Here is a 26757-nt window from a genome sequence, read left to right on the forward strand (position 1 = left end):
GCCCGAGTCGGGCGGAGGGCCTGCGACGTGTGCGGCCGTCTCAGTCGTGGTCCCCGCGCGGCGCGGACAGCGCGCTGCGGGGGCGGCGGTCCGGCGCATCGGCCGCGGCGGGGAAGGCGACGAGGCGCACCTCGTCCATCACCACGGTCGCCCGACCGGTGATCTCCGCCAGTTCGTCGAGGAAGCGTTCGATCCCGGCGGGGCTGTCGACGACGGTGACGACGATCGGGACGGCGTCCGTCAGGCTCAGCAGCCGCGTGCTGTGGAGGCGTCCGTCCGGGCCGATGCCTTCGACCGCCCGGACGGCGTGGGCGTACCCGATTCCGGCCTGCTTGGCGCGCCGGACGATCTCGTGGCCGAGCGGGGTGCGCCGCCAGAGGGTTCCGTCGGGGAAGGAGATGGTGAGGCGGGTGGCCGGCGATGTGGTCCAGGTGTTCGGGTGACCGGCGTCCTCGGCGGTCGGTTCCAACGGTCGCACAGCCCCTCCCTGCCAGCGGCCACCCTGCCGGATGCCGGAACGGTGTCTTCCATGCTTCGTCAGCCCGCCCCGGGAGGGCAAGTGCACCATGGGAGGTGCACCATCGGGCAGCTCGAAGGTGCGGGCCTCAGGTGCACCTACTCCGACGGCGCGTCCCTGGCAGAGGATCGCCGCGTGAATATCGAGATCGAACGGAAGTTCCTGGTCACTTCCCTTCCCGAGCAGGCGGCGACGGCCGACCCGGTGCCCGTCCGGCAGGGCTACCTCGCCCGCGGGACCGGCGTCGCCGAGGTCCGGGTGCGGCAGCAGGGCGCGGAGTTCAGCGTCACCGTCAAGCAGGGCAGCGGACTTGAGCGCATCGAGTACGAATCCCCGCTGACGCCGGCCCAGTTCGAGGAGCTCTGGCCGGCCACCGACGGCGCCCGGGTGGCCAAGCGGCGCAGCGCGATCGCCCTCCCGGAGGGCGTCGCCCATCTCGACGTGTTCGAAGGGCACTTGGCGGGCCTGATGACGGTCGAGGTCGAGTTCGCGGACTCCGCGGCGGCCGCGGAGTTCGTGCCGCCGGCCTGGTTCGGGCGCGAGGTCACCGGCGAGTCCGCGTACGCCAACCAGAACCTCTGCGCCGCGGATCCCCGGACGGGCGGGGACGCGCCGGCGCCCGCCGTCGAACGGACCCTGGTCCTGCTCAAGCCGGACACCGTGACCCGCGGCCTGGTGGGCCGGATCATCGCCCGCTTCGAGGACGCCGGCCTGCGGATCGTCGGGGCGAAGATGCGGTGGATGGACGCGGATCTCTGCCGTCGCCACTACTTCGACCTGGCGGAGCGGCACGGGGCGGAGGTCTACGCGATGACGGCCCGGTTCATGCAGCAGGGGCCGGTGATCGCGCTGGCGCTCGAAGGCTTCGACGTGGTGACGACCCTGCGGAAGATGCTGGGCGGCGCCTTCCCGAGCGAGGCGGCCCCGGGCACCATCCGGGGCGACTTCTCGCACCACAGCCCGTCCGCGACGGCCGCCACCGGCAAGGGCGTCGCCAACCTCGTCCACGCGTCGGCGAACCGGGCCGAGGCCGAGCAGGAGATCCAACTCTGGTTCGACAAGGGGGAGATGTTCGACTATCCGACGGCGGCCGGAGCCTTCAGCCGCTGAGTCGGCGGCGGGTCACCAGGAGCCCCGTGTGGATCCTGTGCCGCTCTTGCGCGTAATAACGGATGGTGTAACGATCGTCACAAGGTGGGTATTTGACGCGAACACGCCGGGGGTGTGGCAGGGGTGGGTGTGACATGACGACTCTTCCGGTCCACCTGTCCGCAGAACTGCCGCACCAGCCCCCGCTGTCAGCCGCGAGCCCCGCCCCGTCGCGGGCATGCGCACCTCGGTCACGCATGCTCCCGACCGCCGCGTACCGGCCCGACCGGCCGCGCGCGGGCAAGTCGCCCTGCCGAACCACCGGCCAACCACCAGTCGGCGTCCACCAAGTGCACTCACCGGAAAGCGCTTGGTCATCCCCAGGACGATGAGGGACACGTGTCTTACCCAACACCACACAACGTCCAGCCCGGGCTGGAACCGACAGGCCAGGGCGCCCCACGCGCCGGTGGCCTGTCGGTCCTCTGGCTCGCGCACGACGACATCTCCTACTACGGCCTGCCCACCCTGCTGAGACAGGTCCCGGCGATCGGCCGGGCCAGGGTGCTGCGCGGGGCGGACGAGGCACAACACCTGCCGGACAACGAGCAGTTCGACGTCTACGTGCTGCCCCTGAGCTCCCGGGTGGACACCCTCGGGCCGGTCCTGCCGCACCACCGCAGCCGGACCAAACTGCTGATCACCCTTCCCAACGAACAGCGCGCCCGCCTGATCCAGGCCATCGCCCAACCCGCGGACGGCTACCTGCTCGGCTCCGACCTCACGGTCGCCGACCTGCAGGACACCTTCGAGAAGCTGATCAGGGGCGAAATGCCGCTGCCCGCCTCGATGGCCCGTGAACTGATCGCCCAACGCGGCCGGTCCGGGAACCTCCGCAGCCCCGGTCGACTCACCGAACGCGAGCGCGCGGTCCTCACCCTCCTGGTGCAGGGGCAGGGCAACCAGCAGATCGCCAGCTCGCTCGGCATCTCGATCCACGGCGCGAAGCGCCATGTCTCCAACCTGCTGGTGAAGTTCGACTGCAGCAACCGGACCGAGATGGCCCTGGCCGCCGTCGACCTCGGCATCGTCTCGGCCCCCTGAGTCCCGGCCCGTCCCGCCTGGTGTCGGTCGTTCACAAGTGCGGCTACCAGGTGGGACGAGCCGAGACTCCGCCGTCGACGACCAGGTCGTGCCCGCTGATCCAGGCGGCGAGCGGTGAGGCGAGGAAGACACAGGCGTTGGCCACGTCGGTCGCCCGGCCGAGCCGCCCGAGCGGTGCGGCCCGCTGCCAGCGCTCCACGCCTTCGGGCCAGTCCTCGGCGAGGCCGTCCCGGTCGACCAGCCCGGGCGAGACGCTGTTCACACGGATTCCCGCCTCGCCGTACTCCAGCGCGGCCGCCCTGGCGTGCATGATGATCGCCGCCTTGGACGAGGCGTAGTGCGCGTGCCGCCGGGCCGGCTGGGTGCCCTCGATGGACGCGATGTGGGTGACCGATCCCCCGCCCTGTCCGCGCATGACGGCGGCAGCCGCCTGGGTGCAGGAGAAGACACTGCTCAGGTTGGTGTCCACCACGGCCCGCCAGTCGGCGAGTTCCATGCCGGCGAGGTCCTGGGTGGGTTGCAGCCCCGCGTTGTTGACCAGGGCGTCCAGTCGGCCGAACCGCTCGACCGCGGCCTGCACCAGGCGCCGGCACTCGTCCTCCCGACCCAGGTCGGCGCCGACGGCGAACGCCTCGCCGCCGTCGTCCTCGATCGCCCGCACGACGGCTCCGGCGCCGGCCGCCGCCGTCCGGTAGTGCACCACGACCTTCGCGCCGGCCAGCGCGAACTGCCGGGCGACGGCCCGGCCGATCCCGCCCCCGGCGCCGGTCACCAGGGCGACCCGACCGCTCAGGTCGGGAAGCGCAACGGCGGGTGTCACGGGCTCAGCCCTCCGGTCCGTCGACGACGAGGTCCGGCGAGGCGTCCGCCAGATGGCGCAGCGGCTGCCCCGGGCGGCAGAGCGCCCGGATCCGGTCGGCCAGCCGCGGGTAGCGGGCGCAGAGGTCGTCGGCCTCCCCGCCCTCGTAGTCGGCCGCGACGAACCCGGGCGCCATGGTGCAGCCGAACAGCGACCAGTCGCCGCCCGGGGCCACCGATCCGCCCATCCAGGTGCCGGCCGGGATGACCAGCTGGACCTGCTGGCCGTTCAGCACGTCCGGCCCGAGCACCGCGATCTCGGCGTCGCCGTCGGGGTGCAGGAGGACCAACTCGACCGGTGCTCCCAGGTAGTGGTGCCAGACCTCGTCGCCGGGGAGGCGGTGCATGGCGGAGAACGTGTCGTCCTCCGCCGAGAGCAGCACCATGATCGCCGACCCGGCCGCCCGCCCGTCGTCCTGCGGAGCACCGGACCAGGTGCGGCGGAAGAGGCCGCCCTCCAGTGGCATGGGGCTCAGCCGGAAGAGCTCGGCGAGCGCCGCGGGCGTGGGTTTCTGACTGTCGGTCATGCGTCCGTCCCGTGGCCGGTCCCGGCCCCGGGGCGGGGCAGGGGGATCAGGTCAGTCGGAGATCGGGGGGCAGGTGGTCCCAGAGGTTGAGGTGGAGCAGGCGCCACCGCCCGTTCTTCCAATCCAGCGCCACGATACCGCTGTTGTAGATCTGAAAGCACGTCAGGTCGGTCTGTGCGATCACCCGCAGCAGGGTCTTGATCAGCCCGCCGTGGGTGACGGCCAGCACCGGGCCGCCGACCTGCCCGCTCAGCTCGGCGAGTTCGGCCAGCGCCTCCTCGGCCTGCTCCCGGAACCGGAGGTAGCGCTCCGGGAGCCGGTACCCGGCGGGCACCGGCTCGAACGGGGCCGGTGCCCGGGGCAGCTCCTCCACCACGTGGAACGGGGCCTCCGTCAGGGTGGGCTGGATCTCGACCGGCAGGCCGAGTGCCCGGGAGACGTAGCCGGCCGTCTCCTGCGCGCGCTTCAGCGGGCTGGTGCGGAGGGCGGCGACCTCCAGCCGGCCCTTGCCGTCGAGGGCCGGGTGGTCGGCGAGCCAGGCGGCGAGCAGCTGTGCCTGCCGGTGCCCGGTTTCGCTGAGCGGGGTGTCCAGGTCGTCGCTCGGTTCGAGCTGCCAGGTCGACTGCCCGTGCCGGGCCAGGTAGATCTTCATTGCCGCGCCCTCCGTCCGCCCGCCGTCGCCTCAGCGGCCGCCCATGCCCAGCGCCTTGGCCGAGCGCTGGTACTTGATGTCCGCGGTGACCCGGGTGTCGAACCGCGCGCAGAGGTTCTCGGAGAGGGTCTTGATCAGGTCGACCACCCGCGGGTCCTTGGCCACCTCGGGGTCGATCCGCGGGTAGATCGCCAGCTCGACCTCGCTGACCGGCTTGACCTCGCGCTCGGCCTCCGGGAGGCGCAGGTTGCTGACGAACGCCCGGTCGATGCTGCACCGGAGCGCGTCGCGCTTGTCCAGCCAGACGAAGAACGTGTACCGGTAGTCGTCCAGCTTCAGGGCCGGGAACAGCTCCTGGGGCGGGATGCCGTAGTTCTCCTCCAGGTGCCGGCCGGGGTGCTCGATGTCCGTGCGGGCCAGCAGGCGCTTGACGACGGCCACGGCCTCGGGCGAGTCGGGGGCGCCCTGGATGGTGCGCTTCTCCTCGCCGTCGAAGACGTACCGGTGGTCCTTGCGGACGTGGTTCTCGTCCTGCGCGGCCTTGAAGGCGCAGAAGGCGTGGGTGATCTTGTTGCACGAGGTCCGCAGCAGCGCGCCGGTGCGCAGGATCCGGAAGTCCTCGGTGTCGTAGTAGATCGCCGTGTTGAGCGGCGGGGTGACCCTCGCGTTCTCCTTCTCGGCGATCTGGGCGCCCGGCACCAGGTCGCCGATGGTCGCGGCCATGTCGTCCAGCCAGGCGTAGTACGCCTCGTTGGAGACGGCGTCCATCTCGATCTTCAGGGCGAGCTGGTTGAACACCACGAAGTCGCCCTTCTTCGTGTAGACGGCCTCGTTCTCCGGCATCTTGGGCGTGGTGGTCACGATGTCACTTCCTCTGCTCGTGTCCCCGGTCTCCCGGGGAGGGGTCGTGGTGGGTCGGACGTCGGTGCCTGGGGAGGTGCCTTCGGATGTGCCTGCGGAGGTGCTTTCGGATTCGGAGGTCTTTCGGACTCGGGGGTGCCTTCGGCTCAGGGGAGCGGCAGGCCGGTGTCCACGCCGTCGAGGGCCTTGCTGCACAGGCAGTTCCGCTCCGCGGGGAGCTCGGTCACCAGGTCGAGGATCACGGTGCGCAGGCGTTCGATGTTCTCCGAGAAGACCTTGAGGACCTCCTCGTGGGTGACCCCTTCGCCGACCTCCACGCCCGCGTCGAGGTCGGTGACCATCGCGATGGACGTGTAGCAGAGGCCCAGTTCACGGGCGAGGGTCGCCTCGGGGTAGCCGGTCATGCCGACGACCGACCAGCCCTGCGCCGCGTGCCAGCGCGACTCGGCGCGGGTCGAGAAGCGGGGCCCCTGGATGACCACCAGGGTCCCGCCGTCCTGCGGCTCCCAGCCGGCCCGGCGGGCGACCGCCACCGCCTGCTGCCGACCGGCGGGGCAGTACGGGTCGGCGAGCGGGATGTGCACGACGTTGGGGCGGAGGCCGTCGGCCCGCGGCTCGCCGTCGTAGAAGGTCTGCTCGCGGCCGTACGTCCGGTCCACCAGCTGGTCGGGCACCACGAGGGTGCCGGGGCCGAACTCGGGGCGCAGCCCGCCGGTCGCGCAGGGGGCGACCACCTGGCGCACGCCCACCGCCCGCAGCGCCCACAGGTTGGCGCGGTAGTTGATCCGGTGCGGGGGGAGCGAGTGGCTGCGCCCGTGGCGCGGCAGGAAGGCCACCCGGCGGCCGGCCAGCTCCCCGATCAGCAGCTTGTCGCTCGGCGCGCCGTACGGGGTGTCGACCGCCACCTCGGTGATGCCGTCGAGGAGGGAGTAGAAGCCCGATCCGCCGATGACGCCGATCGCGGCGCCGTCACTGTCACTCATCAAATGCCCCAAGGAGTCGTCTGGAACTGTTGCGTCCGAGTCATGCGGGAATTCGCGCGGTGTCCTCCGCCTCGTCCGATTCCTGCGGGCGGGGCTTTTCCGGGACGGTCAGCGGCAGGCCCCGCCGGACGATTCTTCCGAGCCAGGCGCCCGCCGCCTGCGAGGTGACCAGGGAGAGCAGGACGAGCGCGGTGAAGAGGTTCTCGTTGATCACGCCGGCGGCGAAGGAGGTGGAGGCGAGGACGATCCCCGGGCCGCCCCGCGCATTCATGGCGATCGCGATGTTGGCCGCCGAGGAATTGTCCTGCCCGGCGAGCCGAGCGCCCAGCCACACACTGATCGATTTGACGATGCAGGCGAAAGCGAGGAACCAGCAGAAGAACACCAGGTCGAGATGGCGGGCGAGATCGAGCCGCAGCCCCACGATGGCGAAATACACCGGGACGAAGAACGCCAGCGTCATTTCCCTGAGCGCCGCCCCGGAGCCCCCGCCCCCGGCCGGCAACGGATTCGCACCCTCCCGGGCCCCGCCGGAAGCGCAGAGCCCGGCCATCAGCGCACCGAACACGGGGTCGATCCCCAGGCCGATGGCGGCGACGCACATCACGAACACCAGGATCATGCGGAAAGCCGCGGGGGCGCGGCCCTCGATCAGGTTGAAACGCGCCGACGCCAGCCTGTCGAACAGCATTCGACCGCGCCAGGCAAACGGTAGCATGAATACCAGCGGAGCGAGCATGAAATACGCCACCGATTCCCCGACGGTGTCGATCCCGAGGAGTTTCGGAAGACCGTAGGAATCCCCCGTCCGGGCCTGCGCCATGCCGAGGGTGACCGCCAGGACCACATAGAGGAGAATGTCCTCCACTACCGCCACGGCGAGGACTATTCGGGCGAATGCGGTGTCGATGACCCCCAGATCGATCATGATCCTGGAAATCACCGGAATGCTCGTGATGGCCACGGCCATTCCGAAGACCAGGGCCAGCGTGGCGGGCGACCCGTGCGGCCCGGCCAGGCCGTTCAGATCGACCGCCGTGGCGACCAGCAGCCCGAAGAGGAAGGGCAGTACCAGTCCGGACACCGCCACCCAGACCACCGTCCGGCGCTCGGTCCTGGCCCGTCGTCCCCGCATCTCCGTGCCCGTCAGATAGACCAGGAGGAGCAGCCCGATGTTGTACAGGGCGCCGAGGACGCCGGGCGTCGGACCGGTGGACGGGAAGAGCCAGTGCTGCGCCCCGGGGGCGAGCTGCCCGAGGACCGTCGGGCCCAGGCACAGGCCGCCGAGGATCTCGCCGATCACCGGCGGCTGCCGGATCGCGTTGAAGAGGTACCCGCCGATGTGCGCCGCGCCCAGCAGCGCGACCAGGGCGATCAGGAGGTGCGCGACGTCCACGGTTCTCGGCGACACGGCTACTCCCCCACGGTCGGGTCGGTGTGCTGCCTGCCCGACCGCACGGCCTGCTCGACCAGTTCGGCGGCCGCCAGCCCGTCCTCGAAGGTCGCCAGGTCGGCCCGGGCGCCGGGGGCGCCGGCCAAGCGCGGGTAGGGGCTCATGGTGGCGGGGGCGTACGTCTGCTGGGCGGTGCGCGAGCCGCCGCGGAAGGTGAGGACGGCGGAGCCGTCGCTCGGGTCGGCCACCAGGCGCGCGCTGCCGAGGCTGCCCAGCGCGAAGAGTTCGAGCCGGCGGTGGCCCGCGCTGATCCGGGACACCGCCACCCGGGCCCGGGTGGCGGACGCCCGCAGCCAGCACTGGGCGAGGTCGTCGACGTCGGTGGGCACCGGGCCGCCGGCGCCGATGCGCTGCGCGTGGAGCTGTTCGGTCCAGCCCCACTCGACCGCCCAGTCCGGGACCCCGGTGGTGAACCGCAGCAGGTCGAAGGCGTGGGTCCCGAGCTCGGCCAGCGCCCCGCCGCCGGCCAGCTCCCGGCGCTCGCGCCAGGGCGAGGCGGCCGCCGGGCTCGCCTGCGAGTCGTCGTGGAAGTCGATCTCCAGGGTGAGCAGTTCGCCCAGCCGGCGGTCCGCGAGGGCGTCCCGGAGGTCGCGGACGGCGGCGTTCTCCCGCCACTGGAAGGACACGAAGGCGTCGGCGCCGCTGTCCGCGGCGCGCTCGGCGAGCTTGCGGGCCCGCGCGGCGCTCGGTGCGAGCGGCGCCTCGCAGAGGACGCCGAGACCGCGTTCCAGGGCCGCCTCGATCAGTTCGTCGTGGGTGTCGGTGGGGGTGGCGACCACGACGAGCCCCGACTCGCGGGCGGCGAGCAGGGCGGGCGCGTCGTCGGTCACCGCGGCCGCGGGGGCCAGCGCGGCGGCGAGCCGCCGGGCCGACTCCCGGTCGCCGGCGCAGGCGACGGCGGTCAGCCGGAGGTCGGGGGCGCCGACGAGCCACCGGGCGTGCGTGGCGCCCCGTCGGGTTCCGAGCAGAGCCACGTCCATGGCGGGTCGACCTTTCGTCGGCGGAGGGGTCGCGGTCACGGTCAGCCGTTCGAGGTGGCGGGCCACGCCGTCGTCGCTGTTGGCGGCGGTCACCTGGCCGACCACGGCCAGCACGTCCGGGTGGGCGTTCGCGACGGCGACCGCGGTGCCCGCCCAGGCGAGCATGGGCAGGTCGTTGGGCATGTCCCCGAAGGCGACGGTCTCCCAGTGCTCGACGCCGAGCCGGCGCACCAGCCGGGTCAGCGCCGTCGCCTTGTCGACCCCCGCCCGGGTCACCTCGCAGAACGCGGCGGTGGAGACCGTCACCTCGAAGCTGCTCGGCAGCCGCTCGCGCAGCGTCCGGTAGTAGTCGTGGGCGGTGCCGGGCGCCTGGACGATGAGCTTGCCGAAGCCGCGGTCGTCCAGGACGTCCTCCAGCCGGGCGCTGCGCACGGCCTCCCCGCAGAGCGCGGGGTCCAGGTCGAATCCGTCCTCCAGGACCAGTTCGAGCCGGCGTTCGGCGCCGAACGCGGCCTCCGGCAGCACCTGGCGGATCTCGGCCAGTGCCTGGGCCGCCGCCGCCCGGGAGAGCGGACGGTAGTCGACGACCTCGTCGCGGGCGAAGTCGTAGGAGATCGAGCCGTTGCCGCAGATCGCGATGGAGCGGTGCCCCAGCGCCTCGGCGACGGGCCGGACGTCGCGCACCGGGCGGCCGGTCGCGACGACGAAGATGTGGCCGTCCTCGGTGACCGCCCGCACGGCGGCGTGGGTCCGGTCGGTGACCCGGCCGGCGGGGTCGAGGAGCGTACCGTCCAGATCGCTGACTATCACCAGGCGGTTCATCGGTTCATCACTTCCAGTGAGGCGGTGTCGGTCGGTACGGTCGGCCCGCGCCCCACCGTGGTCGCCGCCAGCGTGGCGACGAGCATGGCGAGGCCGGGGATGAGAAGGACGGCCCACAGGTCGACCTGCTGCCGCGTCAGTCCGGCCAGCGACGAGCCGGCGGCGTTCCCGGTGAGCACCGCCGTCACCATCCAGGCGAAGGCCTCGGTGGCGGTGCCCCGCGGGGCCACCTCGCCGATGATGGAGAACCCGCAGGTCAGGATCGGGGCGAGGAACAGTCCGGCGCAGAAGACCAGGACGGTGGTGGGCAGCGGGGGCGCGTCCACCACCAGGGGCAGGTAGCAGACCGCCGAGGCGGCCAGCAGCAGCACCAGGCGGCGCGGCACCGGCAGCGGCCAGCTCCGGGCGCCGTACACCAGGCCCCCGATCAGGGCCCCCAGCGCGTTCGCGCCGAGCAGCACGCCGGAGAGGCCGGGCCGGCCGACGTGCTCCTGGTAGGCGACCATCGCGATGTTGAGCGCCCCGAGTCCGATCCCGATGCAGCCCAGGGTGAGCAGCAGCCGCCGCAGCACCGAGGAGCGCAGCGGCCCCGCCCAGTCGGGACGGCGGGGCTCCGCCCGCCAGCGGCGCACCGGCTCGGGCAGCAGGTAGCCCGCCGTGCCCACCAGCATCGCCAGCGCCGTCAGCGGCAGCACCGCCCCGGGCGAGAGCACGGCCGAGGTCAGCACCACCAGGAGCGGGCCGCTGACGAACACCACCTCCTGGAGCGAGGCGTCCAGGGCGAAGGCGGCGGCGATCGCCCGGGGGTCGGCCAGCATGCTCGGCCACAGCGTGCGCAGGCAGGGCTCCAGCGGCGGGGAGAACAGGCCGGCCACGCAGACCGCCCCGGCCGCGGCCGCCGCGCTCCGGCCGCCCGACGCCATCAGCCAGAGCAGGCCCGCGGCGGAGCCGAGCGCGCTGGGCGCCAGGACCGCGGGCTGGCCGAACCGGTCCACCGCGCGCCCCAGCAGCGGTCCGCCGACGGCCGTGGAGAGGCCGTACAGCGCCGTGATCAGGCCGACCGTGCCGAAGCCGAAGTGGTGCGAGCGGAGGAAGATGGCGATGCCGAGCGGGGCCATGCCGTTGGGCAGCCGGCCCAGCAGGTTGGTGGTGAAGAGGTACTTGGCGTGCGGGCTGCCCAGGCAGTCCCGGTAGGCGTGCGTCATCGGCCGGCTCTCGTCTCAGTTCGCCGCGGCCGGGCCCGGCCGGAAATCCAGGTCGACCCCGCCGAAGCCGTCGCCGGGCGTCAGCCGGACGCCGGCCGTTCCGTGCAGGCGCCGGGCGGCCGTGCCCTCGGCCAGCCGGACCCAGAGCCAGCCGGCCTCGTAGTCCAGTGACACGACGTCACTGGCCGGGGCCCGGTGCCGCGTCGAGCTGTACGGGGACAGCCGCCGGACGGCGTCCGCCGGGAGGCCGCGGACCTCCACGTCGAGCGGGGTGCTGTCCGCCGAGAGGACCAGCACCACCGGCGCGACGAACTCCGCGGGTGACGGTTCGTCGGCGCCGGGCCGCACCGGCGGTCCGCCGACCCGCACCCGCAGCCGGCCGCGCCCCGGCTCCCACTCGACCTCGACCGCCTCGGACACCGAGCCGTTCACCACACCACCCCATAGATCTGGTACCAACGATGTGCCAGGTCCGCACACTCCCGGGCGCCCAGGTGATGGAAGCCCCGCCGGTGCGGCCTTGCGGCCAACTCCCGTACGCACAGATAGAGTTCGGCGCTCACCAGGTCGTGCAGCGGCCCGGGGAGTTCGCCCCCGTCGGGCGAGCCGCACAGCCCGGAGAGCAGGTGGAGCGAACCGCGTGCCGTCCGGCAGACGGTCAGCCCCTCGTAGGTCTCGGTGATCGCGAGGCCGGGCAGCGGCCCGGGCGGCGCGGTGCACCAGCCCGGTTCCGGCGTCAGGACCACGCTGTCGTCCCTCAGTTCGTTCAGGGCGGTCGCGTCGCACACCAGCTCGCCGGTCAGGTCGACCACCACGTCCGCCCACCGCAGCGCCTCCTGGCGGCCGAGGGTGCGATGGCCGGCGATGGCGGCCGCGCACGCCCGGATCGGATCGGGGTCGTGCACCCCGACCGTGGCGCCCAGCGTGTGGAGCGTCGCGGCCGCGGACGGCGCCCCGCCCTCGTACCCGACGAGGAGCACCCGGGACTTCGCCACCGTCCGGGCCAGCCGGCGGCGCAGCACCGACTCCAGGCCGTGCGCCATCGCCACCCCGGCGGGCCGGCTCACCAGCGCCCCCAGCGGACTGCCCGCGGTGCGGTAGACGGGGAGCTCCGGCTGCCGGCCGGCCGCCCAGCGGTGGCGCCCGTCGCCGGGTGACGCGCCCTCGACCACCCCGCGCAGCCCTTCCCCGGGAAGGCCGGCCTCGCGGCCCGTCACCGCCTGGCCGACCGGGCCCTGGACGATCACCGGGTCCGCGGTGCGGCGCGCCGCCCGGCTCGCGTACTCGACCGCCGCGCGGCCGATGTCCGAGGGCCGCTCGGGCACCAGCAGCGGGACGTCCTTGCCGATCGCGCCGCGCACCGACGAGTCGGCGGCCGCGGCGGTGGTGACCACCGCGGCCAGGTCGAGGTCCGGCGCCAGTGCCCGCAGGTGGCTGAGGAAGGAGGCGCTCTCCCCGCTCAGGTCGGCCGCGACCACCAGCCGGGCCGGGCCGGCGGGATGGGCCCGGATCACTTCGGTCAGCAGCGGCATCCGGGGTCTGGCGACCGTGCCCGGAGCGGTCGCGGCGGCCTGCGAGGCGCCGGCGCCGTCCCCGACCACCAGCACCCGGCTGCCGGGGCCCGAGCCGCGTTCCAGGTGGAACGCCGTGTCGGAGATCAGGGTTCGCGTCAACACCGGCTCCTCGTCAGGCGTGATCACACGTACTGCAGTCGGTCCAGGCCGGCGACCTGCGGCTCGCCCAGCCGGGCGGGGCGGATCTCGGCCTCGCCGTAGACCAGGTCGACCGGCTGATCCTGCACCAGGTAGCCGACGCAGCGGGCCACCGACTCGGTGGTCATCTTGAGCGGCGTGTCGTCGGCCGCCCGGTTGGCGATCGCGCCGGGGCTGAGCAGGGTGGCCCGCACCCCGTTCGGCCGCTCCTCCAGCAGCAGGGTCTCCACCAGCGCCTTGAGCGCGCCCTTGGTCGCGGCGTAGGCGAACCCGCCCTCGAACCAGCGGGTGCCGGCGTGACTGCCCATCACCACGTAGCTGCCCGAACTGGCGCGCAGCGCCGGGAGGGTGGCCTGCACCAGCCGGAACACCGAGGTGAGGTTCACTGCGACGGACTCGTCCCAGTCCTCGGCGGAGAGCTCGCCCACGGTGGCGATCCGGCGGACCACGGCGTTCGCGACGCAGACGTCCAGCCGTCCGTGGCGTTCGAGCACCTCGGCCACCGCCCGCTCCAGCGCGGCCGGGTCGGCGAGGTCGCAGATCACCTCGGACAGCCAGTCCTGCCCCGCCGGGGTGCGGTTGAGGGCCGCCACCCGGTACCCGCGCCGGTGCAGTTCCGCGGCGATCGCCAGCCCGGTGCCCCGGTTGGCGCCGGTGACCAGGGCGACCCCGTCACCGGCCGGCTGCTCAGGCGAGCTCATCCAGCAGCCTCCGCCACGCGGTGGTGATCTCCTCGGCGGACGCGCCGCGGCGGAAGAGGTCCTTGTCGAGGGAGGAGCCGTCGGCGTGCCGCAGCCGCATGCAGTCCGGCGAGATCTCCGAGATGAGGACGGGCTGTCCGCCGTCCAGGCCGAAGATCACGCAGAAGTCCCACACCTGCACCGAGTCGAGCCACTCGACCAGCGAGGCGTTCACCCCGAGCGCCAGCCGGCGGAACTCGTCGACCGGCAGGTCCAGCGCCCGCAGGTAGTCCTCGCCGATGGGCTGGTCCTCCGGGTCGACCCGGTAGTCGAACTTCACCACCGGGCGCGGCAGCGGCTCGTACTCCTCGAACAGTCCGGGGTACTTCACCAGGGTGGAACCGACCGCGCGGTTCTTGACGATCACCTCGAACGGCGGGGCCGGGTGGTACTCGGCCAGGTAGCTGACCGGGCCCAGCCGCCGCACGAAGGCGGTGCGGATGCCGGCCTTCTCCAGCCGGGCGGCCGCCCGCTCGTAGAAGTCCAGGCGCAACGGGCCGGTCTCCTCGACCAGTTCGTCGCGGCTGTAGGTGAAGCTCCGCAGGCTGGGGATCATCTCCACCATGCACAGGCCGTCGGGGAGCAGCCAGAGCCGCTTGCTGCGCCCCTGGATGTCGGGCTCGCGCTGTTCGCGAATCGCCTGCAGTTCCTGGTCGCTCGGAAGGGCGGAGGGTTGCATCGGACCCCTTGTCCTCGGTCGTGGGTGTGGGTGCGCGCGGCGGGCGTCCGGTCAGGCCGGACGGGTGTGCCGGTGGTGCGCGAGAAGGACGAGCAGCAGTGTCTTGGCGTCGGCGGCCGGCTCCCGGAGCAGCCGGTCGACCGCCTCGGCCAGGGGGAGTTCGAGGACCTCGATGTCCTCGTCCTCGGCGGCGACGCCGCCTCCCGGGCCGGTCCGGTCGTCGGCGCGGTACTCGCCGGTGAACAGGTGCAGCCGTTCGGTGCTCAGTTGGGGGGCCGGGTACACGGTGGCCAGGCGGGTGAGAACGCCGGCCCGGTAGCCGGTCTCCTCCTCCGCCTCCCGGCGGGCCGCCTCGGCGGGGTCGGCGCCGTCGGTGAGCCCGCCGGGCAGCTCGATCAGCCGTCCGTCGCCCGGCGTCGCCGCTCCGCCGTGGACCAGCACCGGCAGGCGGAGCTGCCGGGTGAGCAGGACCGTCCCGCGGTCCGGGTCGCTGAGCAGCACCGCGGCCCGGTCGCCGCGGCCCACGCTCAGCCGGTGGAGCCGACGGGTCTCCCCGTCGGCTCCGGGCACGTCCAGCGTGTACCGGCGCACGGCCAGCCAGTCGTCGAGCACCGTCTCCACCTCGCGGACGGAGGCGGTGCCCGACGACCCGGTCACGCTCGCGCGACCGTCCGGATCAGGCATCGGCACGGGTGCGCTCGATCGTGGCCTTCAGCCGTTCCAGCTTCTCGGTGAGCTCCGGCACCGAGAACATGACGTTGCCGTTCTGGGTGTTCGTGGACGGGTAAGCGGTGTTGTAGACGTTGGAGAAGGTCCGCTCCCGGGGGCCGCGCAGCACCAGGGTGCAGACCATCGCCTCCAGCGGCAGGGCCACCCGGTGGATGCGGTGGTACTGCAGGTGGTACGCGTTGCCCTGGGACTCCACCGCCTGGTCGGTCATGGTCAGCCGGGTGTCGCCGACGAACTCGTAGAAGTTGCCGACGGACGCGGTGCCCAGCTTCTCCGGGCTGTACCGGTACTGGCGGAAGTTCACCGCGCCCGGCGACTCCTGCTTGCTGAAGTTCTGCGAGACCAGCCGACCGGTCAGGATGGTCGACCAGAAGCTGAACCGGTGGTCGTGGATCAGCTCGTCGTGGAGCTCCTTCTCGCTGTACGGCGGGCTCCACAGGTGCAGGGTCAGCCGGTAGCCGCCGTTGTCGGTGTCCACCAGGACGATCTTGTCGAAGTGGTTGACGTGGCGGTAGGAGCGGTCCGCGATCACGGCCAGCGCGGCCGGGTCGCTCAGGTAGTCCTTGAGCAGAGCGGTGATCCGCTCCGGTCGGCCGAGCTCCCGGATCAGGGCCAGGTTGTAGGTGAGCCGACTGTCGTCGTCGGCCGGGTGGAGACCGCTCACGAGGGCATCGAGATCCGCCGGGCGAATTTCCCCGAGATCAACGTCGAGCGGTATTTCTCTGGTCAAGTCCGAACCCCCTTTGCACAAATCGGCCGGACGAATCCGGTGGTTCCGGAAACGGATTCGTCCGGCGCACAGAAAGTCGGCCTCGTGCCGACTTGGATCACCGTCCTATCTAGCCAGCCACGCCAGACGCGCGACAAGTATTCGAAGGTGATGGCCGCCCGGGCGGTCGGTCGGGGCGGACGCTCGGGCGGGTCGGCGGTGCGCCCGCCGGAGCCTGTCGATCGGGCAGGTCGATGGTGCACCTACGGACGTGCGCGGCCATGCCCCATGATTGGCGGAGCCGCATTCGGGCGGCTTCACCGAATTCCGCCGCGACCGACCACCGACCGAGGGAAATTACGCCGCCATGGCCATCGAGGAAATCGACGACAAACTCCGCGCACTTCTGCTGGAACGGATCACGGACGTCTTCGACCATCCGAACCCGGGTGTGGTGTTCAAGGACATCGCGCCGCTCCTCGCGGACCCCGACGCGTTCGGCCCGCTCGTCGACGTCCTCGCCCGGTTCTGCACCGCCGTGGGCGCCGACAAGGTGGCCGGCCTGGAGGCCCGCGGGTTCATCCTGGCCGCCCCGGTGGCACTGCGTGCGGGCCTCGGCTTCGTCCCGATCCGCAAGGCGGGCAAGCTCCCCGGCCCCACCCTGACCCAGCGGTACGACCTGGAGTACGGATCCGCCGAGATGGAGATCCAGCGCTCCGCGTTCGCCCCGGGCGAGCGCGTCGTCGTGGTCGACGACGTGCTCGCCACCGGGGGCACCGTCGACGCCGCCCTCGGCCTGCTCCGGCGGGCCGGCGCGGACGTGGCCGGCGTCGCCGTCCTCCTCGAACTCGGCTTCCTGGCGGGCCGCTCCCGCCTGGCGACCGCGCTCGGCGGGGCGCCGCTCGGGGCGGTGCTGACGATCTGAGGGGGCTGGAGCGGGGCTAGCCGAGGCGGTCGAGGAACGACAGGTCGTAGGGCGCCGCGAGCCCGACGATCACGTGCTCGGCCCCGGCCGCCAGGAACTCCTCGATCCGGTCGACCTCGGAGGCGTCCACGAACACCGAGCGCTCGATCGCGGACGGGTCCCGGCCGACCCGCTCGCACCACTCGTCCAGCAGCTTGTTCTTCCGGCGGTAGTCGTCCGCGGGGCCGAACGCGTTCCACAGGTCCGCGTGCTCGGCGACCAGCCGGAGGGTCACCTTCTCGCCGCCGCCGCCGATCAGCGTGCGCAGGCCCGGCGCGGCCGGGTTGAGCCGGGGCAGCCGCGCCCGGATCCGGACCAGCGCGTCCTCGAACTCGCGCAGCCGGACGGCGGGGCTCTCGAAGGAGTAGCCGTACTCGACGTACTCGCGCTCGCACCAGCCCGCGCCGAGGCCGAGGACCAGCCGGCCGCCGCTCAGCAGGTCGACCGTCCGCGCCATGTCGGCGAGCAGGTCCGGGTTCCGGTAGGAGACGCAGCTGACCAGCGCGCCGAACGCGGCCCGCGAGGTGTCGACGGCCATCGCGGCGAGCAGCGACCAGCACTCGAAGTTCGGGCCGTTCGGGTCGCCCGGGGACACCGGGAAGAAGTGGTCGGGCACCCAGATCGAGTCGACTCCGGCGCGGTCGAGCTCCCGCCAGGCGTCGCGCAGCGGGTCGAGTTCGGTCCGTTCGGGCTGAAGTTGCACACCCAGCTTGAAGTCCCGCATCGGGAAAGCTCCTTGAGAGTGGTGGACCCGGTCGGTCACCGGGCCAGGTGACGGGCCAGTCGCAGCGCGAGGGCGGCCATGGTGAGCAGCGGATTCCAGGATCCGCGGGTCGGGAACAGCGCTCCGCCGGTGACGTAGAGGTTGTCGAGGCCGTGCAGCCGGCCGTGCAGGTCGGTGACCGACTCCTCCGGCGACTCCCCCATCCAGAGCGTCCCGGCCTCCAGGAAGGCGAACGGCATGCGTCGGGCGGCGACCGGTTCGGACTCCCACCGGCGGCGCTCGGGCGACCAGTACTCCAGCGCCGAGTCCCCCGCGACGAGCCTCAGCACCTCGTCGGTCGTCCGGTCCAGGGCGTCCCAGGCCCGGCGGTCCGACTCGTCCAGGTGGAACGCCCCCACCGTGGCGCCGTCCGCGTCGAGGTAGACCCGGCTCGGGGAGTCGGCCGCGCGCACCCCGGCCAGCTCGGTCACGCCGTTGACGAGGAAGACCACGTGGTCGGGGTCGGTCAGCCGCTCCGGGGTGCCCTCGCCGAAGACGTCGGGGAGCAGGCGGTAGACGGTCTCCACGTCCCGGCCCGGGTCGACGGTCGCGCTCGCGCTCAGGTGGAGCACGAACTCGCGGTCCTCGGTGGCGCCGTCCAGGTAGAGCGCGGCGAGTTCGGGCCGGTCCGTGGCGAGCTCCTCGAACGCCGCCCGCGGCACCCGGCAGTTGAAGAAGCTGGCGGCGTTCCCGGCCAGGTTCGAGCCCGCCAGCCGGGTGGCCGAGGAAGGCAGCGAACGCAGCACCAGCTCGGTGTTCTCGACGGTGCCCGTCGCCAGCACGATCCGGGCGCCGCCGACCGCGAGCTCGCCCCGCGTCGTGCGGACGGCGGTCACCCGACCGTCCTCGCAGGCGAGCCCGACGACCTTGCACCGCGGCAGGATGGCGACCGAGCTGCGGTGCCCGGCCAGCGCCTCGAACAGCAGCGGGACGGCGCTGAACTTCCTGGTCGCCCCGGGTTCGGCGGTGGCCGCCATGCCGAGCGGCGCGTCCAGCAGGCTCGGGTCCGCGGGGAGGACGAGCTGCGAGTCCGGCCCGGTCCCCTCGTGGATCCGCTGCCGGAGCCGGGAGTTCAGGTTCCCGAACTCCGGGCCCAGTTCGGAGGCCCGGCGGACCCCGACGATCCGCTTCGCCTCGGCCCACTCCTCGTCCAACTCGTCGACCACGGCCTTCGGCCACCCGGCCAGCTGCTGCGCCGTCGGCTGCGGGCTGGCCCCGCTCCAGAACAGCGTCCGCCCGCCGAGGTACGGGACCTGCGAGACGAGTTCGAGATCCCCCTCGGAGCGCCAGGGGTTGGCGACCGCACGGTCCATCAGCGGCTGGAGCACCGCACCGAGGTTCTGCACGTGGTCGGGCAGCAGGTACGGGCCCTGCTCCAGGAGCAGCACCCGGGTGTCGGGGGCGAGCTGGAGCAACTTCTTCAGCGTCACCGCCGCAGTGGCGCCGCCACCGACGATGATGACGTCGAAGTCGCCCGCGGCGGCCTCCTCGAAGGTGGCGAGGAGGATCTCCTCCAACCCTCCGGCCGGATCCGCCTGACTGTCGGGCGCTACCATCGCGACTCCTCTCGTGACCCCCGAATCGTGATCAGGAACCTAAGGCAGCCGATGGTCACGAACCAGATGAACTTCCGACCGGTCCGACGAGGCCGCCGATCGAGCACCGCTCCCGCGCCGTTCTCCGCTACGTTGGACCGAAAGCCGCACCGAAGGAGCCACGTGGCCGACTTGACGGATCGTCAACTGTCCGAGGACGTCGCCGACTTCTCGGCCCACGACGCCGAACTGGAGCAGGCGCCCGCGGAGCTCGCCGACCTCCCCGGCCTGCGCCGGCTCGACCTGACCGGCAACCGGCTGAGCGACCTGCCGCAGAGCCTGTCGGCCCTCCGCCGGCTGACCGAACTCCGGCTCGACCGGAACGCCTTCCGCCACCTGCCGCGGCCCGTCGGCGAGCTCGCCGGCCTCGAACTGCTGACGCTGTACAAGAACGAACTGACCATCCTGCCCGACTGGATCGAGAACCTCCGCGGCCTGCGCCACCTGAACCTCGGCGACAACCGCCTCACCCGCGTACCCGAGGGCATCGGCGCGCTGAGCCGCCTGCACACCCTCGACCTGGGGCACAACGCGCTCACCGAACTGCCCGGGTCGATCGGTCGGCTGGCCGGCCTCGACCGCTACCTCTACGCGAGCAACAACCGGTTCACCAACGTGCCGGCGGCCCTGTGCGACCTCACCCGGCTGCGCTACCTGAACCTCACCGACAACCTGCTCCAGAGCCTCCCGGAGCGCTTCGGGGACCTGGCCGCCCTGCAGGAGCTGCGCCTCTACAACAACCGGCTGGCCACCCTGCCCGACTCGATCGGCCGACTCTCCCGCCTGCGCGAGGCCCACCTGATGGGGAACCGGCTGACCGCCCTGCCCGGCACCCTGGCCGGCCTGACCGAGCTCCGCGAACTGCGGCTGACCGACAACCACCTGCTGGGCCTCCCCGAGCAGATCGGCCGCCTGGAGCGGCTGCGGATCCTCGACCTGCGCAACAACCGCGTCCGGGAACTGCCCGCCGCCGTCGGGGAGCTGACCGCCCTCACCCATCTCGACCTGCGCAACAACGCGCTGACCCGGCTCCCGGACTCGCTGGCCCGCCTCCCCCGCCTGGAGAAGCTCGACCTGCGGTGGAACCTCATCGACCCGCTGCCGGCCTGGATCGCCGACCTCGAACAGCGCGGGTGCGTCGTCCTGCTCTGACCGCCGGCACCCGGCCGAGAAACGGCGCAGGCCCCCGCCCGAATGGGCGAAGGGCCTGCGACCTGCGACTTCTCTGTGCCCCAGACAGGAATCGAACCTGCGACACCGGCTTTAGGAGAGCCGTGCTCTATCCCCTGAGCTACTGAGGCCCGGTCGCCGGGACACCCGACGACCGCTCACAGCCTAGCGGATCGGGCCCACCGGGTGGCCGCCGCAGCGGACGGGGCACGGGGGCAGGGCGTGGCCTTACGGTGGATTTGTTCGTTCTTGTGGCAGATCCGACCCCTCCGAAAGGCACCGGTCCCGTGACTTCCTCCCCCCAGACTCCGTTCGGCGGCCTCGGCAGGATCCTGGTGATCATCCCGACCTACAACGAGGCGGAGAACGTCGAACGGATCGTCTCCCGGGTCCGGACCGCCGTCCCGGAGGCCCACGTGCTGGTCGCCGACGACAACAGCCCGGACGGGACGGGCAAGTTGGCGGACGGGCTGGCCGCGGACGACGAGCAGGTGAAGGTGCTGCACCGGAAGGGCAAAGAGGGCCTCGGCGCGGCCTACCTGGCCGGATTCCGGTGGGGCATCGAGAACGGGTACGACGTGCTGGTGGAGATGGACGCGGACGGCTCGCACCAGCCGGAGGAGCTGCCGCGGCTGCTCACCGCGCTGCACAGCGCGGACCTGGTGCTGGGCTCGCGCTGGGTGCCGGGCGGCGCGGTGGTGAACTGGCCGAAGTCGCGGCTGCTGCTCTCCAAGGGCGGCTCGACGTACTCCCGGCTGATGCTGAACGTGCCGATCCGCGACGTCACCGGCGGCTACCGGGCGTTCCGGAAGGAGACCCTGCTGGGCCTCGGCATGGACCAGGTCGCCTCGCAGGGCTACTGCTTCCAGGTCGACCTGGCCTGGCGGGCCGTCAAGGCCGGCTTCAAGGTGGCCGAAGTCCCGATCACCTTCGTCGAGCGCGAGCACGGCGCGTCCAAGATGAGCCGCAGCATCGTCGCGGAGGCCCTCTGGCGGGTCACCGCCTGGGGCGTCACCGACCGGGTGTCCCGACTCACCGGCAAGCGCTGAGCCCGGCCGCGGAAAAGCCTCCGCGGACCGGCGGCACCAGGTGCGACCGGCCCGCGGAGGCCTTCGAACAGTCCGGGCGGGCTCAGCCGAGGCGCAGCAGCCGGGAGCTGATGGACGGCGGGGCGAGGTCCGACCGGAGGGTCACCGGGACCTCGATCCGGTCGTCGCCGTCGCCCGCCGACAGCGTGCCGACCTGGGTGCCGGCCGGCAGGGTGTGGGCGATCTTGCCGATCGGGGTGAGGGTCAGGTGTGCGGTGATGCCGGACCAGCCCGCCACCGTGAGGTCCTTGGAGGCCACCACCGGGACCTTGCCGCCCACGCCGTCGTCGACGAAGCCGACCACGTCGCCCTGCTTGGCCAGGGTCTGCCCGGTCAGCGCGGACTGCGCGGCCACGTTGATCTTCTGGCTGACCGGCTGGGCCGCGTTCACCAGGCTCGGCTCCTCCTTGGTGGCCGGCTGGCCCAGGGTGACGCCGAGCAGGGTCCGCTTGACGCCGCCGATCTCCTTGACCGCCGCCCACATGAAGCAGGACTGCGCGGGAGTGGACGACCCGGTCTTGCCGCCGATCATGCCGTTCTTCCCGAGCACCTTGTTGGTGTTGTAGACCCGCTGGCCGTTGAACTTGGTGTCGGGCTCGGCGATGACCTGCCGGAAGATCTCGTCCTTCATCACCTGCTCGGCCAGCTTCAGCTGGTCCTTGGCCGTCGACTTGGTGTCGTTGTTGTACCCGGCCGGGTCGGCGTAGGTGGTGTTGGTCATGCCGAACTGCTTGGCGGTGTCGTTCATCTTCTTGATGAACGCCTCCTCGCTGCCGGAGTCCCAACGCGCCAGCAGTCGGGCCACGTTGTTCGCCGACGGCAGCATCAGCATCTCCAGCGCCTCGTACTGGCTGATCTGCTGGCCCTCCGTCAGGGTGACCTTCGACTCGTCGGCGTTCGACGACTCCTGCGCGGCCTGCTTGTCGACCGTGAGCATCGGGCCGCTCTGGCCCTTCTTCAGCGGGTGCGCCTGCAGGATCAGGTACGCGTTCATCACCTTGGTGACGGACGCGATCGGCACCGGCGTCTGCTCGCCGGACGCGCCCAGATCACCCACCCCGACCACCTCGGCCGCGGCCTGCCCCTTGGCCGGCCACGGAATGCTCAACTGCTCGCCCTGGAACGTGAACGAGTCGGCCAGCCCGAGCTTCGCCTTCGGCGCGGGCAGCGGACGCAGCAGCTGCACCGCCGCCAGCACGCCGAACACCACGACCAGGAAGACGCCCCAGATCACCACCCGCTTCATCGCCCGCCGGAACGGGGTCATCGGCCGGGCGCTCAGCGCCTTCAGCACCTCCAGCGCCTCGACGGTGCTCTCCGGCCCGACCGGCGCGGGTGCGGGCGCGGTGACCACCGGAGCCGCGACGGGGGCGGCCGCCGCGGGGGCAGCCTTCGGAGCGGGGGCGGGCTTCAAAGCGGGCTTGGGCTTCGGAGCGGGCTTGGGCGCGGACTCGTCCTTGGGCAGCCGCAGCATGACGGTCTGCTCGGGCCCGGCCGACGCCTCGTCGGCCTCGTCGGACTTCTCCGCCGTCTCCGGCTTCCCGATGCGCAGCGTCATGGTCGGCTCGGGCGCGGCCGGAACCGACTTCTCCTCCGCCTCCTCGACCTTCTCCATGCGCAGCGTCATCGTGGGCTCGGACACCGCCGGAGCGGACGCCTCCTCGGCCTCCGGCTCCTCCGCCTTCTCCGCCTTCCCGATGCGCAGCGTCATCGTGGGCTCGGGCGCGGCCGGAACCGACTTCTCCTCCGCCTCCTCGACCTTCTCGATGCGCAAGGTCATCGTGAGCTCGGACGCGGCGGGAACCGCCTCTTCGGCCTCGGGCTCCTCGGACTCCGGCTCCTCGGCCTCGGGCTCTTCCGCCTTCTCGGTCTCGGGCCCTTCCGCCTTCTCGGCCTTCTCGGTCTCGGGCCCTTCCGCCTTCTCCGACTTCTCGGCCTTCTCGGCCTCGGGCTCTTCCGGCTTCTCCGACTTCGCCGACTTCTCGACGCGCAGCGTCATTGTCGGCTCCGGCGCGGCCGGAACGGACTCCGCCTCGCCCTCGGGCGCGTCCTCGGCCTCGGCCGCCTCCGCCCCCTCCTCTTCCTTCTCCTTCCCCTTCTCTTCTTCCTTCGGCTTGGCGGCGGTGAGCGCGGCGCCGGCCTCCGGGAGGTCGAGGTCGGATTCGGGCGAGGTCGCGGGTTCGTCGGTGTCGCGGGCGCGGAGGTGCACGGTGGAGCCGCCCTCGCGAGGAGCTCGCTCCTCGGCCTCGGCCGGCCGCGTCCTGCCGTCGCGCGGCTCGCTCTGCGGGGACTCGCCCACGTAACCCACTCCTCCTCGTCCGCCCCGGCGGTTGCCGGTCCGATCACACAAGCTGGTTTTTTTCGGGCGGGTTCTCGACCCGCCCGGGTACCTGTACAGTCTCCGGCACCGTGGCCGCGATGGCCCGCCGCACCCCGCCCCACCGGCGGCTTTTCCTGCCTGCGCGGGCCGTTGCCGGGTCAGACGCGGGGGCGTCGGACGGCGGTTCCAGCCTGCCTGCTCAAGGTCACGATTCGGAGGCGTACTCGACAAGCCTGTGTGAGAGGCGTCACCCTGTCATTCATCCACGCGGGGAGGCTTGGATGGGCAGGAGCCGCAGAACTATTCCCGAGGAGCTGTTGCTGCTCGCACTGGACCCGGCCACGGGTACCACCGCGCAGCCGCAGACCCTCGACCTCGGACTTGCCGGGGCGCAGCTCGTCGAGCTGTCCCTGGCCGGAAGGATAGTCCCGGACGGGGACCGGATCGCCGTGGTGGTGCCACGGCCGACCGGTGATCCGACGTTGGACCATGCGTTGGAGCTGTTGCGCAGGCGCGGCAGTCCGGTGCGCGCCGCGCACTGGATCGGCGGGCCGCGCCTGGGCCTGAGGCAGACGTACCTGGCGCACCTGGAGCGGTGCGGCATGGTGACGGCGGTGCCGGGTCAGGTCTGCGGCGTGCTGCCGACGACCCGTTACCAGGCGTCGGACGACTGCACCAACGCGGCGATCAAGCAGCGGCTGGACACCGCGATCCGCACCGGCGTGCCGCCGGACCCGCGGACGGCGGCACTGGCGGCGCTGGCGCACGCGGTCGGTCTGGGAAAGCACCTGTACCCGGGCAACGAGGGACGGTCCTCACGTTCCCGGCTGCGGGACCTGATCAGGTACGACCCGCTGGGCGGGATGGTGGCCCATGCGGTGATGGACGTGCAGAACGGTCTGCCGGCCCAGCAGGGCAGGTCGGCGCCCGCGGGTTCGCGGGGTCCGGCCGGTCGGCCCGCGCCCGCGGGGCGGGGTGTGGCCAGTCGGGTGGGCGCGCGATGAGCGGCCTGCGCTGCTAGCTGGTGTGCGATGCGGTTCGAGGGCGGTCGGCCCGGTGCGATGCACCGGGCGGCCGCCCTTCACCGTTGGCGCCCCGGATCCGACGATCCGTCAGCTGCCGTGGGACGCACGGGATGCCCTTTAGCGTGTGGGGCTGGTGGTCCGCAAGGACCACCGTCCCCATTGGGTGATTTTCCGACGATCTGTTCTCACGCGCTGCCGCGATTCCCGGGCGTGGACGGCAGTTGAGGTGGCATGCTGCTCAGCGTCAGGGGGTTGGTACCAATTACCGCACTGTTGCCAGAAGTAGGGCCGGAGGTCCATGTGTCCGCCAGCGTGAATCCGACGGTCCGCCGCCGCAGGCTCGGCGCCGAGCCTGCGGCGGCTGCGCGAGCTCCGCGGCATGACCGCGGAGGAGGTGGCCGGCCGTCTGATGGTGTCCCAGTCGAAGATCAGCCGACTGGAGAACGGCCGCCGCTCGATCAGCCAGCGCGATGTGCGCGACCTGTGCGACGTCTACCAGGTCGAGGACGAGCGGGTCCGCAACGGGCTGATGGAGATGGCCAAGGAGTCGCGCCAGCGCGGCTGGTGGCACGAGTTCGGGGACATCCCGTACAGCGTGTACATCGGGCTGGAGGCGGAGGCCTCGTCGATCCGGGCCTACGAGTCCTCGTTCGTGCCGGGGCTGCTGCAGACCCCGGAGTACGCGGAGGCGGTGGTCACCGGCACCCAGCCGGACACCGATCCGGCGGCCATCCGCCGCCGGGTGGAGGTGCGGCTCAAGCGCCAGCACCGGATACACGGCGAGGACCAGATCGGCAGCCTGTGGGTGGTGGTCGACGAGGCGGTGCTGCGCCGGCAGGTCGGCGGGCCGCAGGTGATGGCGGCGCAGCTGTACCAGTTGGTCGAGCTCGGTGAGCGGCCGAACATCAATCTGCAGGTCATACCGTTCAGCCACGGTGCCCATCCCGGCATGACCGGGACATTTTCCCTGATGGAGTTCCCCGAGTCAGCGGATTCCACGGTCGTCTACTTCGAAGGAGTGACGAGCGATCTCTACCTGGAGAAGGAAGCCGACGTACGCCGCTATACCAATCTGTACGACCATCTGCGAGCCGCGGCGCTGAGTGTCACGGAGAGCCGGTCGATGATCACCCAATTGGCAGAGGAGTTCATGAAATGAGCAAGGCCATCGAGACCCTGACCTGGCGCAAGAGCAGCTACAGCGGCGGCAACGGCGCGTGCGTCGAGATCGCCGTCCCGTCTTCTGCCTCGATCGCGGTCCGGGACTCCAAGGACCCGCAGGGCCCGCAGCTGCGCTTCTCCAACGCGAGCTGGGCGGCTTTCGCGGCGGCCGCCGGCGCGGGCGTCTTCGGCGAGATCTGACCCGAGACCTGATCCACGGCACCCTCGTACCACTCCGGTGCCCGTCGCCTCCCCCGCGGCGGGCACCGTCGTACGGGGCGTCAGCCGCCGGTGGGGTAGCGGGTGTCCCAGCCGTCGGTGCCGTGCAGGGCGGGGCCGTGCAGCAGTTCCAGCACCAGGTCGTCGGCGAGCTCCAGGATCGTGCCGCGGCCTTCGAGTTCGGCGAGCAGCTCGGGCGGGAGCGCGGTCTCGCCGTGCAGGGCGCCCAGCAGGTTGCCGCAGATGGATCCGGTGGAGTCGCTGTCGCCGGAGTGGTTGACGGCCAGCAGCAGGCCGCTGCGGACGTCCTCGGCGACCAGCGCGCAGTACAGGCCGATGGCGAGCGACTCCTCGGCGGTCCAGCCCTCGCCCAGCCCCTCGACGCGTTCGGCGGACGGCACACCGGCCCGGACGGCGTCCAGGGCGGCGCGTAGCGCAGCGGTGGTCTCCTCGTGGCCGGGGCGCTCGGACAGCAGCGCCAGGGCGAGGTGGACGCCCTCCTCCAGGGTGCCGCCGCGGGCCACCGCGTGGACGATCACCGCGAAGGCCCCGGCGGACAGGTATCCGGTCGGGTGGCCGTGGGTCAGCACCGAGCATTCGACGGCGAGTTGGAACACCAGGGCGGGGTCCCAGGCGGTGAGCAGTCCGAACGGGGCGGCGCGCATCACGGTGCCGCAGCCCTTGGAGTTCGGGTTGCGCGGGTCGTCGAGGGTGGGCAGCGGCCCGTCCGCGGTGCCGGCCAGGCCGGACAGGCAGGCGTTGCCGGGGGCGCGGCGTTCGTACAGCCACTCCTCGCGGCCGAGCCAGCCGAGGTCCTTGCGGCGCTCGTCAG

26 protein-coding genes, 1 tRNA gene and 1 pseudogene are annotated in these 26757 nt (G+C 72.2%); 8 read left to right on the forward strand and 20 right to left on the reverse strand.

The annotated features are described in order from the left end of the window. Positions 1–40: 40 nt before the first annotated feature. Positions 41–478, reverse strand: a complete 438-nt coding sequence (locus IEZ12_RS16510) for a DUF190 domain-containing protein (protein WP_157815639.1) — start codon at positions 476–478, stop codon at positions 41–43. 675 nt (positions 479–1153) lie between these two features. Here IEZ12_RS16510 and IEZ12_RS16515 point away from each other — a divergent pair. Then, positions 1154–1627, forward strand: a complete 474-nt coding sequence (locus IEZ12_RS16515; RefSeq protein WP_229847615.1) for a nucleoside-diphosphate kinase — start codon at positions 1154–1156, stop codon at positions 1625–1627. A gap of 378 nt (positions 1628–2005) precedes the next feature. After that, positions 2006–2710, forward strand: a complete 705-nt coding sequence (locus IEZ12_RS16520; protein WP_052509757.1) for a helix-turn-helix transcriptional regulator — start codon at positions 2006–2008, stop codon at positions 2708–2710. Positions 2711–2753: 43 nt separating this feature from the next. Here the strand turns inward: IEZ12_RS16520 and IEZ12_RS16525 are convergent, their stop codons facing one another. From IEZ12_RS16525 to IEZ12_RS16590, 14 genes are all read right to left on the reverse strand, one after another. Further along, positions 2754–3530, reverse strand: a complete 777-nt coding sequence (locus tag IEZ12_RS16525) for an SDR family NAD(P)-dependent oxidoreductase (protein ID WP_189272712.1) — start codon at positions 3528–3530, stop codon at positions 2754–2756. Between the two features lie 4 nt (positions 3531–3534). Further along, a complete protein-coding gene (locus IEZ12_RS16530) occupies positions 3535–4095 on the reverse strand; it encodes a cupin domain-containing protein (RefSeq protein ID WP_189272713.1) in 561 nt (186 codons plus the stop codon). A gap of 46 nt (positions 4096–4141) precedes the next feature. Next, positions 4142–4747, reverse strand: a complete 606-nt coding sequence (locus IEZ12_RS16535; protein ID WP_189272714.1) for a histidine phosphatase family protein — start codon at positions 4745–4747, stop codon at positions 4142–4144. 30 nt (positions 4748–4777) lie between these two features. Continuing rightward, a complete protein-coding gene (locus tag IEZ12_RS16540; RefSeq protein WP_229847594.1) occupies positions 4778–5608 on the reverse strand; it encodes a hypothetical protein in 831 nt (276 codons plus the stop codon). A 146-nt stretch (positions 5609–5754) separates the two neighbouring features. After that, positions 5755–6591 carry an S-methyl-5'-thioadenosine phosphorylase gene (locus IEZ12_RS16545; protein ID WP_100587420.1) on the reverse strand — a complete coding sequence of 279 codons (837 nt, stop codon included), beginning with the start codon at positions 6589–6591 and terminating at the stop codon, positions 5755–5757. A 40-nt stretch (positions 6592–6631) separates the two neighbouring features. Then, positions 6632–7987, reverse strand: coding sequence for a cation:proton antiporter (locus IEZ12_RS16550; protein ID WP_229847595.1), 1356 nt, complete (start codon positions 7985–7987; stop codon positions 6632–6634). Between the two features lie 17 nt (positions 7988–8004). After that, positions 8005–9846, reverse strand: coding sequence for a Cof-type HAD-IIB family hydrolase (locus IEZ12_RS16555; protein ID WP_189272716.1), 1842 nt, complete (start codon positions 9844–9846; stop codon positions 8005–8007). After that, positions 9843–11051 (reverse strand): MFS transporter, encoded by a 1209-nt coding sequence (locus IEZ12_RS16560; RefSeq protein ID WP_100587423.1) that lies wholly within the window; start codon positions 11049–11051, stop codon positions 9843–9845. The genes IEZ12_RS16555 and IEZ12_RS16560 overlap by 4 nt, the downstream gene beginning before the upstream one ends. A gap of 15 nt (positions 11052–11066) precedes the next feature. Next, positions 11067–11483 (reverse strand): hypothetical protein, encoded by a 417-nt coding sequence (locus IEZ12_RS16565; RefSeq protein ID WP_189272717.1) that lies wholly within the window; start codon positions 11481–11483, stop codon positions 11067–11069. After that, entirely contained in the window at positions 11480–12724 is a 1245-nt protein-coding gene (locus IEZ12_RS16570; protein WP_189272718.1) for a Rossmann-fold NAD(P)-binding domain-containing protein, read from the reverse strand. Before IEZ12_RS16570 ends, IEZ12_RS16565 begins: the two co-directional genes overlap by 4 nt. A gap of 23 nt (positions 12725–12747) precedes the next feature. Next, positions 12748–13464, reverse strand: a complete 717-nt coding sequence (locus IEZ12_RS16575; protein ID WP_189272719.1) for an SDR family oxidoreductase — start codon at positions 13462–13464, stop codon at positions 12748–12750. Beyond that, positions 13451–14182 (reverse strand): phosphoribosylaminoimidazolesuccinocarboxamide synthase, encoded by a 732-nt coding sequence (locus IEZ12_RS16580; RefSeq protein WP_043915696.1) that lies wholly within the window; start codon positions 14180–14182, stop codon positions 13451–13453. Before IEZ12_RS16580 ends, IEZ12_RS16575 begins: the two co-directional genes overlap by 14 nt. Before the next feature lie 51 nt (positions 14183–14233). Further along, positions 14234–14839, reverse strand: a complete 606-nt coding sequence (locus tag IEZ12_RS16585; RefSeq protein ID WP_229847596.1) for an NUDIX domain-containing protein — start codon at positions 14837–14839, stop codon at positions 14234–14236. Between the two features lie 19 nt (positions 14840–14858). Beyond that, positions 14859–15575 (reverse strand): hypothetical protein, encoded by a 717-nt coding sequence (locus IEZ12_RS16590; RefSeq protein ID WP_189272720.1) that lies wholly within the window; start codon positions 15573–15575, stop codon positions 14859–14861. Between the two features lie 412 nt (positions 15576–15987). Here IEZ12_RS16590 and IEZ12_RS16595 point away from each other — a divergent pair, with 412 nt between their 5' ends. Next, positions 15988–16545, forward strand: a complete 558-nt coding sequence (locus IEZ12_RS16595; RefSeq protein ID WP_189272721.1) for an adenine phosphoribosyltransferase — start codon at positions 15988–15990, stop codon at positions 16543–16545. A gap of 16 nt (positions 16546–16561) precedes the next feature. Here IEZ12_RS16595 and IEZ12_RS16600 read toward each other — a convergent pair whose 3' ends face one another. Both IEZ12_RS16600 and IEZ12_RS16605 read right to left on the reverse strand, forming a co-directional pair. Further along, a complete protein-coding gene (locus tag IEZ12_RS16600) occupies positions 16562–17308 on the reverse strand; it encodes an LLM class F420-dependent oxidoreductase (protein ID WP_189272722.1) in 747 nt (248 codons plus the stop codon). A gap of 35 nt (positions 17309–17343) precedes the next feature. After that, entirely contained in the window at positions 17344–18903 is a 1560-nt protein-coding gene (locus IEZ12_RS16605) for a GMC oxidoreductase (protein WP_189272723.1), read from the reverse strand. A gap of 162 nt (positions 18904–19065) precedes the next feature. On the opposite strand from IEZ12_RS16605, the gene IEZ12_RS16610 reads away from it, so the two are divergent. Beyond that, positions 19066–20094, forward strand: coding sequence for a leucine-rich repeat domain-containing protein (locus tag IEZ12_RS16610; protein ID WP_229847597.1), 1029 nt, complete (start codon positions 19066–19068; stop codon positions 20092–20094). Between the two features lie 76 nt (positions 20095–20170). Here IEZ12_RS16610 and IEZ12_RS16615 read toward each other — a convergent pair. Beyond that, positions 20171–20243, reverse strand: a tRNA-Arg gene (locus tag IEZ12_RS16615). A gap of 156 nt (positions 20244–20399) precedes the next feature. Here IEZ12_RS16615 and IEZ12_RS16620 point away from each other — a divergent pair. After that, the gene (locus tag IEZ12_RS16620; protein WP_189272725.1) at positions 20400–21161 is read left to right on the forward strand and encodes a polyprenol monophosphomannose synthase; all 762 of its coding nucleotides are present in this window, start codon (positions 20400–20402) and stop codon (positions 21159–21161) included. A gap of 82 nt (positions 21162–21243) precedes the next feature. Here IEZ12_RS16620 and IEZ12_RS16625 read toward each other — a convergent pair whose 3' ends face one another. Next, positions 21244–23499, reverse strand: coding sequence for a D-alanyl-D-alanine carboxypeptidase family protein (locus IEZ12_RS16625; RefSeq protein ID WP_189272726.1), 2256 nt, complete (start codon positions 23497–23499; stop codon positions 21244–21246). Positions 23500–23801: 302 nt separating this feature from the next. On the opposite strand from IEZ12_RS16625, the gene IEZ12_RS16630 reads away from it, so the two are divergent. The 3 genes and pseudogenes from IEZ12_RS16630 to IEZ12_RS16640 all read left to right on the forward strand — a co-directional run bounded on the left by IEZ12_RS16630 (position 23802) and on the right by IEZ12_RS16640 (position 25907). Beyond that, entirely contained in the window at positions 23802–24524 is a 723-nt protein-coding gene (locus tag IEZ12_RS16630) for a GOLPH3/VPS74 family protein (protein ID WP_043915692.1), read from the forward strand. Between the two features lie 321 nt (positions 24525–24845). Then, positions 24846–25704, forward strand: a pseudogene (locus IEZ12_RS16635) (helix-turn-helix domain-containing protein). Then, positions 25701–25907: a DUF397 domain-containing protein gene (locus IEZ12_RS16640; RefSeq protein WP_043915690.1), complete on the forward strand. Its 207-nt coding sequence runs from the start codon at positions 25701–25703 to the stop codon at positions 25905–25907. The pseudogene IEZ12_RS16635 and the gene IEZ12_RS16640 overlap by 4 nt, the downstream one beginning before the upstream one ends. An 80-nt stretch (positions 25908–25987) precedes the next feature. On the opposite strand, the gene IEZ12_RS16645 is transcribed toward IEZ12_RS16640, so the two are convergent. Then, positions 25988–26757, reverse strand: a 770-nt coding sequence (locus IEZ12_RS16645; protein WP_229847598.1) for an ADP-ribosylglycohydrolase family protein, incomplete at its 5' end; no start/stop codon positions are given.

The sequence above is a fragment of the Kitasatospora griseola genome (genome assembly GCF_014648555.1).
Lineage (GTDB): Bacteria > Actinomycetota > Actinomycetes > Streptomycetales > Streptomycetaceae > Kitasatospora > Kitasatospora griseola.

Bases quoted from the DNA above. Each gene is read 5' to 3' on its own strand.
- IEZ12_RS16530 (WP_189272713.1), bottom strand. From the start codon at position 4,095: ATGACCGACAGTCAGAAACCCACGCCCGCGGCGCTCGCCGAGCTCTTC.
- IEZ12_RS16535 (WP_189272714.1), bottom strand. From the start codon at position 4,747: ATGAAGATCTACCTGGCCCGGCACGGGCAGTCGACCTGGCAGCTCGAA.
- IEZ12_RS16545 (WP_100587420.1), bottom strand. From the start codon at position 6,591: ATGAGTGACAGTGACGGCGCCGCGATCGGCGTCATCGGCGGATCGGGC.
- IEZ12_RS16555 (WP_189272716.1), bottom strand. From the start codon at position 9,846: ATGAACCGCCTGGTGATAGTCAGCGATCTGGACGGTACGCTCCTCGAC.
- IEZ12_RS16560 (WP_100587423.1), bottom strand. From the start codon at position 11,051: ATGACGCACGCCTACCGGGACTGCCTGGGCAGCCCGCACGCCAAGTAC.
- IEZ12_RS16575 (WP_189272719.1), bottom strand. From the start codon at position 13,464: ATGAGCTCGCCTGAGCAGCCGGCCGGTGACGGGGTCGCCCTGGTCACC.
- IEZ12_RS16580 (WP_043915696.1), bottom strand. From the start codon at position 14,182: ATGCAACCCTCCGCCCTTCCGAGCGACCAGGAACTGCAGGCGATTCGC.
- IEZ12_RS16595 (WP_189272721.1), top strand. From the start codon at position 15,988: ATGGCCATCGAGGAAATCGACGACAAACTCCGCGCACTTCTGCTGGAA.
- IEZ12_RS16600 (WP_189272722.1), bottom strand. From the start codon at position 17,308: ATGCGGGACTTCAAGCTGGGTGTGCAACTTCAGCCCGAACGGACCGAA.
- IEZ12_RS16605 (WP_189272723.1), bottom strand. From the start codon at position 18,903: ATGGTAGCGCCCGACAGTCAGGCGGATCCGGCCGGAGGGTTGGAGGAG.
- IEZ12_RS16630 (WP_043915692.1), top strand. From the start codon at position 23,802: ATGGGCAGGAGCCGCAGAACTATTCCCGAGGAGCTGTTGCTGCTCGCA.
- IEZ12_RS16640 (WP_043915690.1), top strand. From the start codon at position 25,701: ATGAGCAAGGCCATCGAGACCCTGACCTGGCGCAAGAGCAGCTACAGC.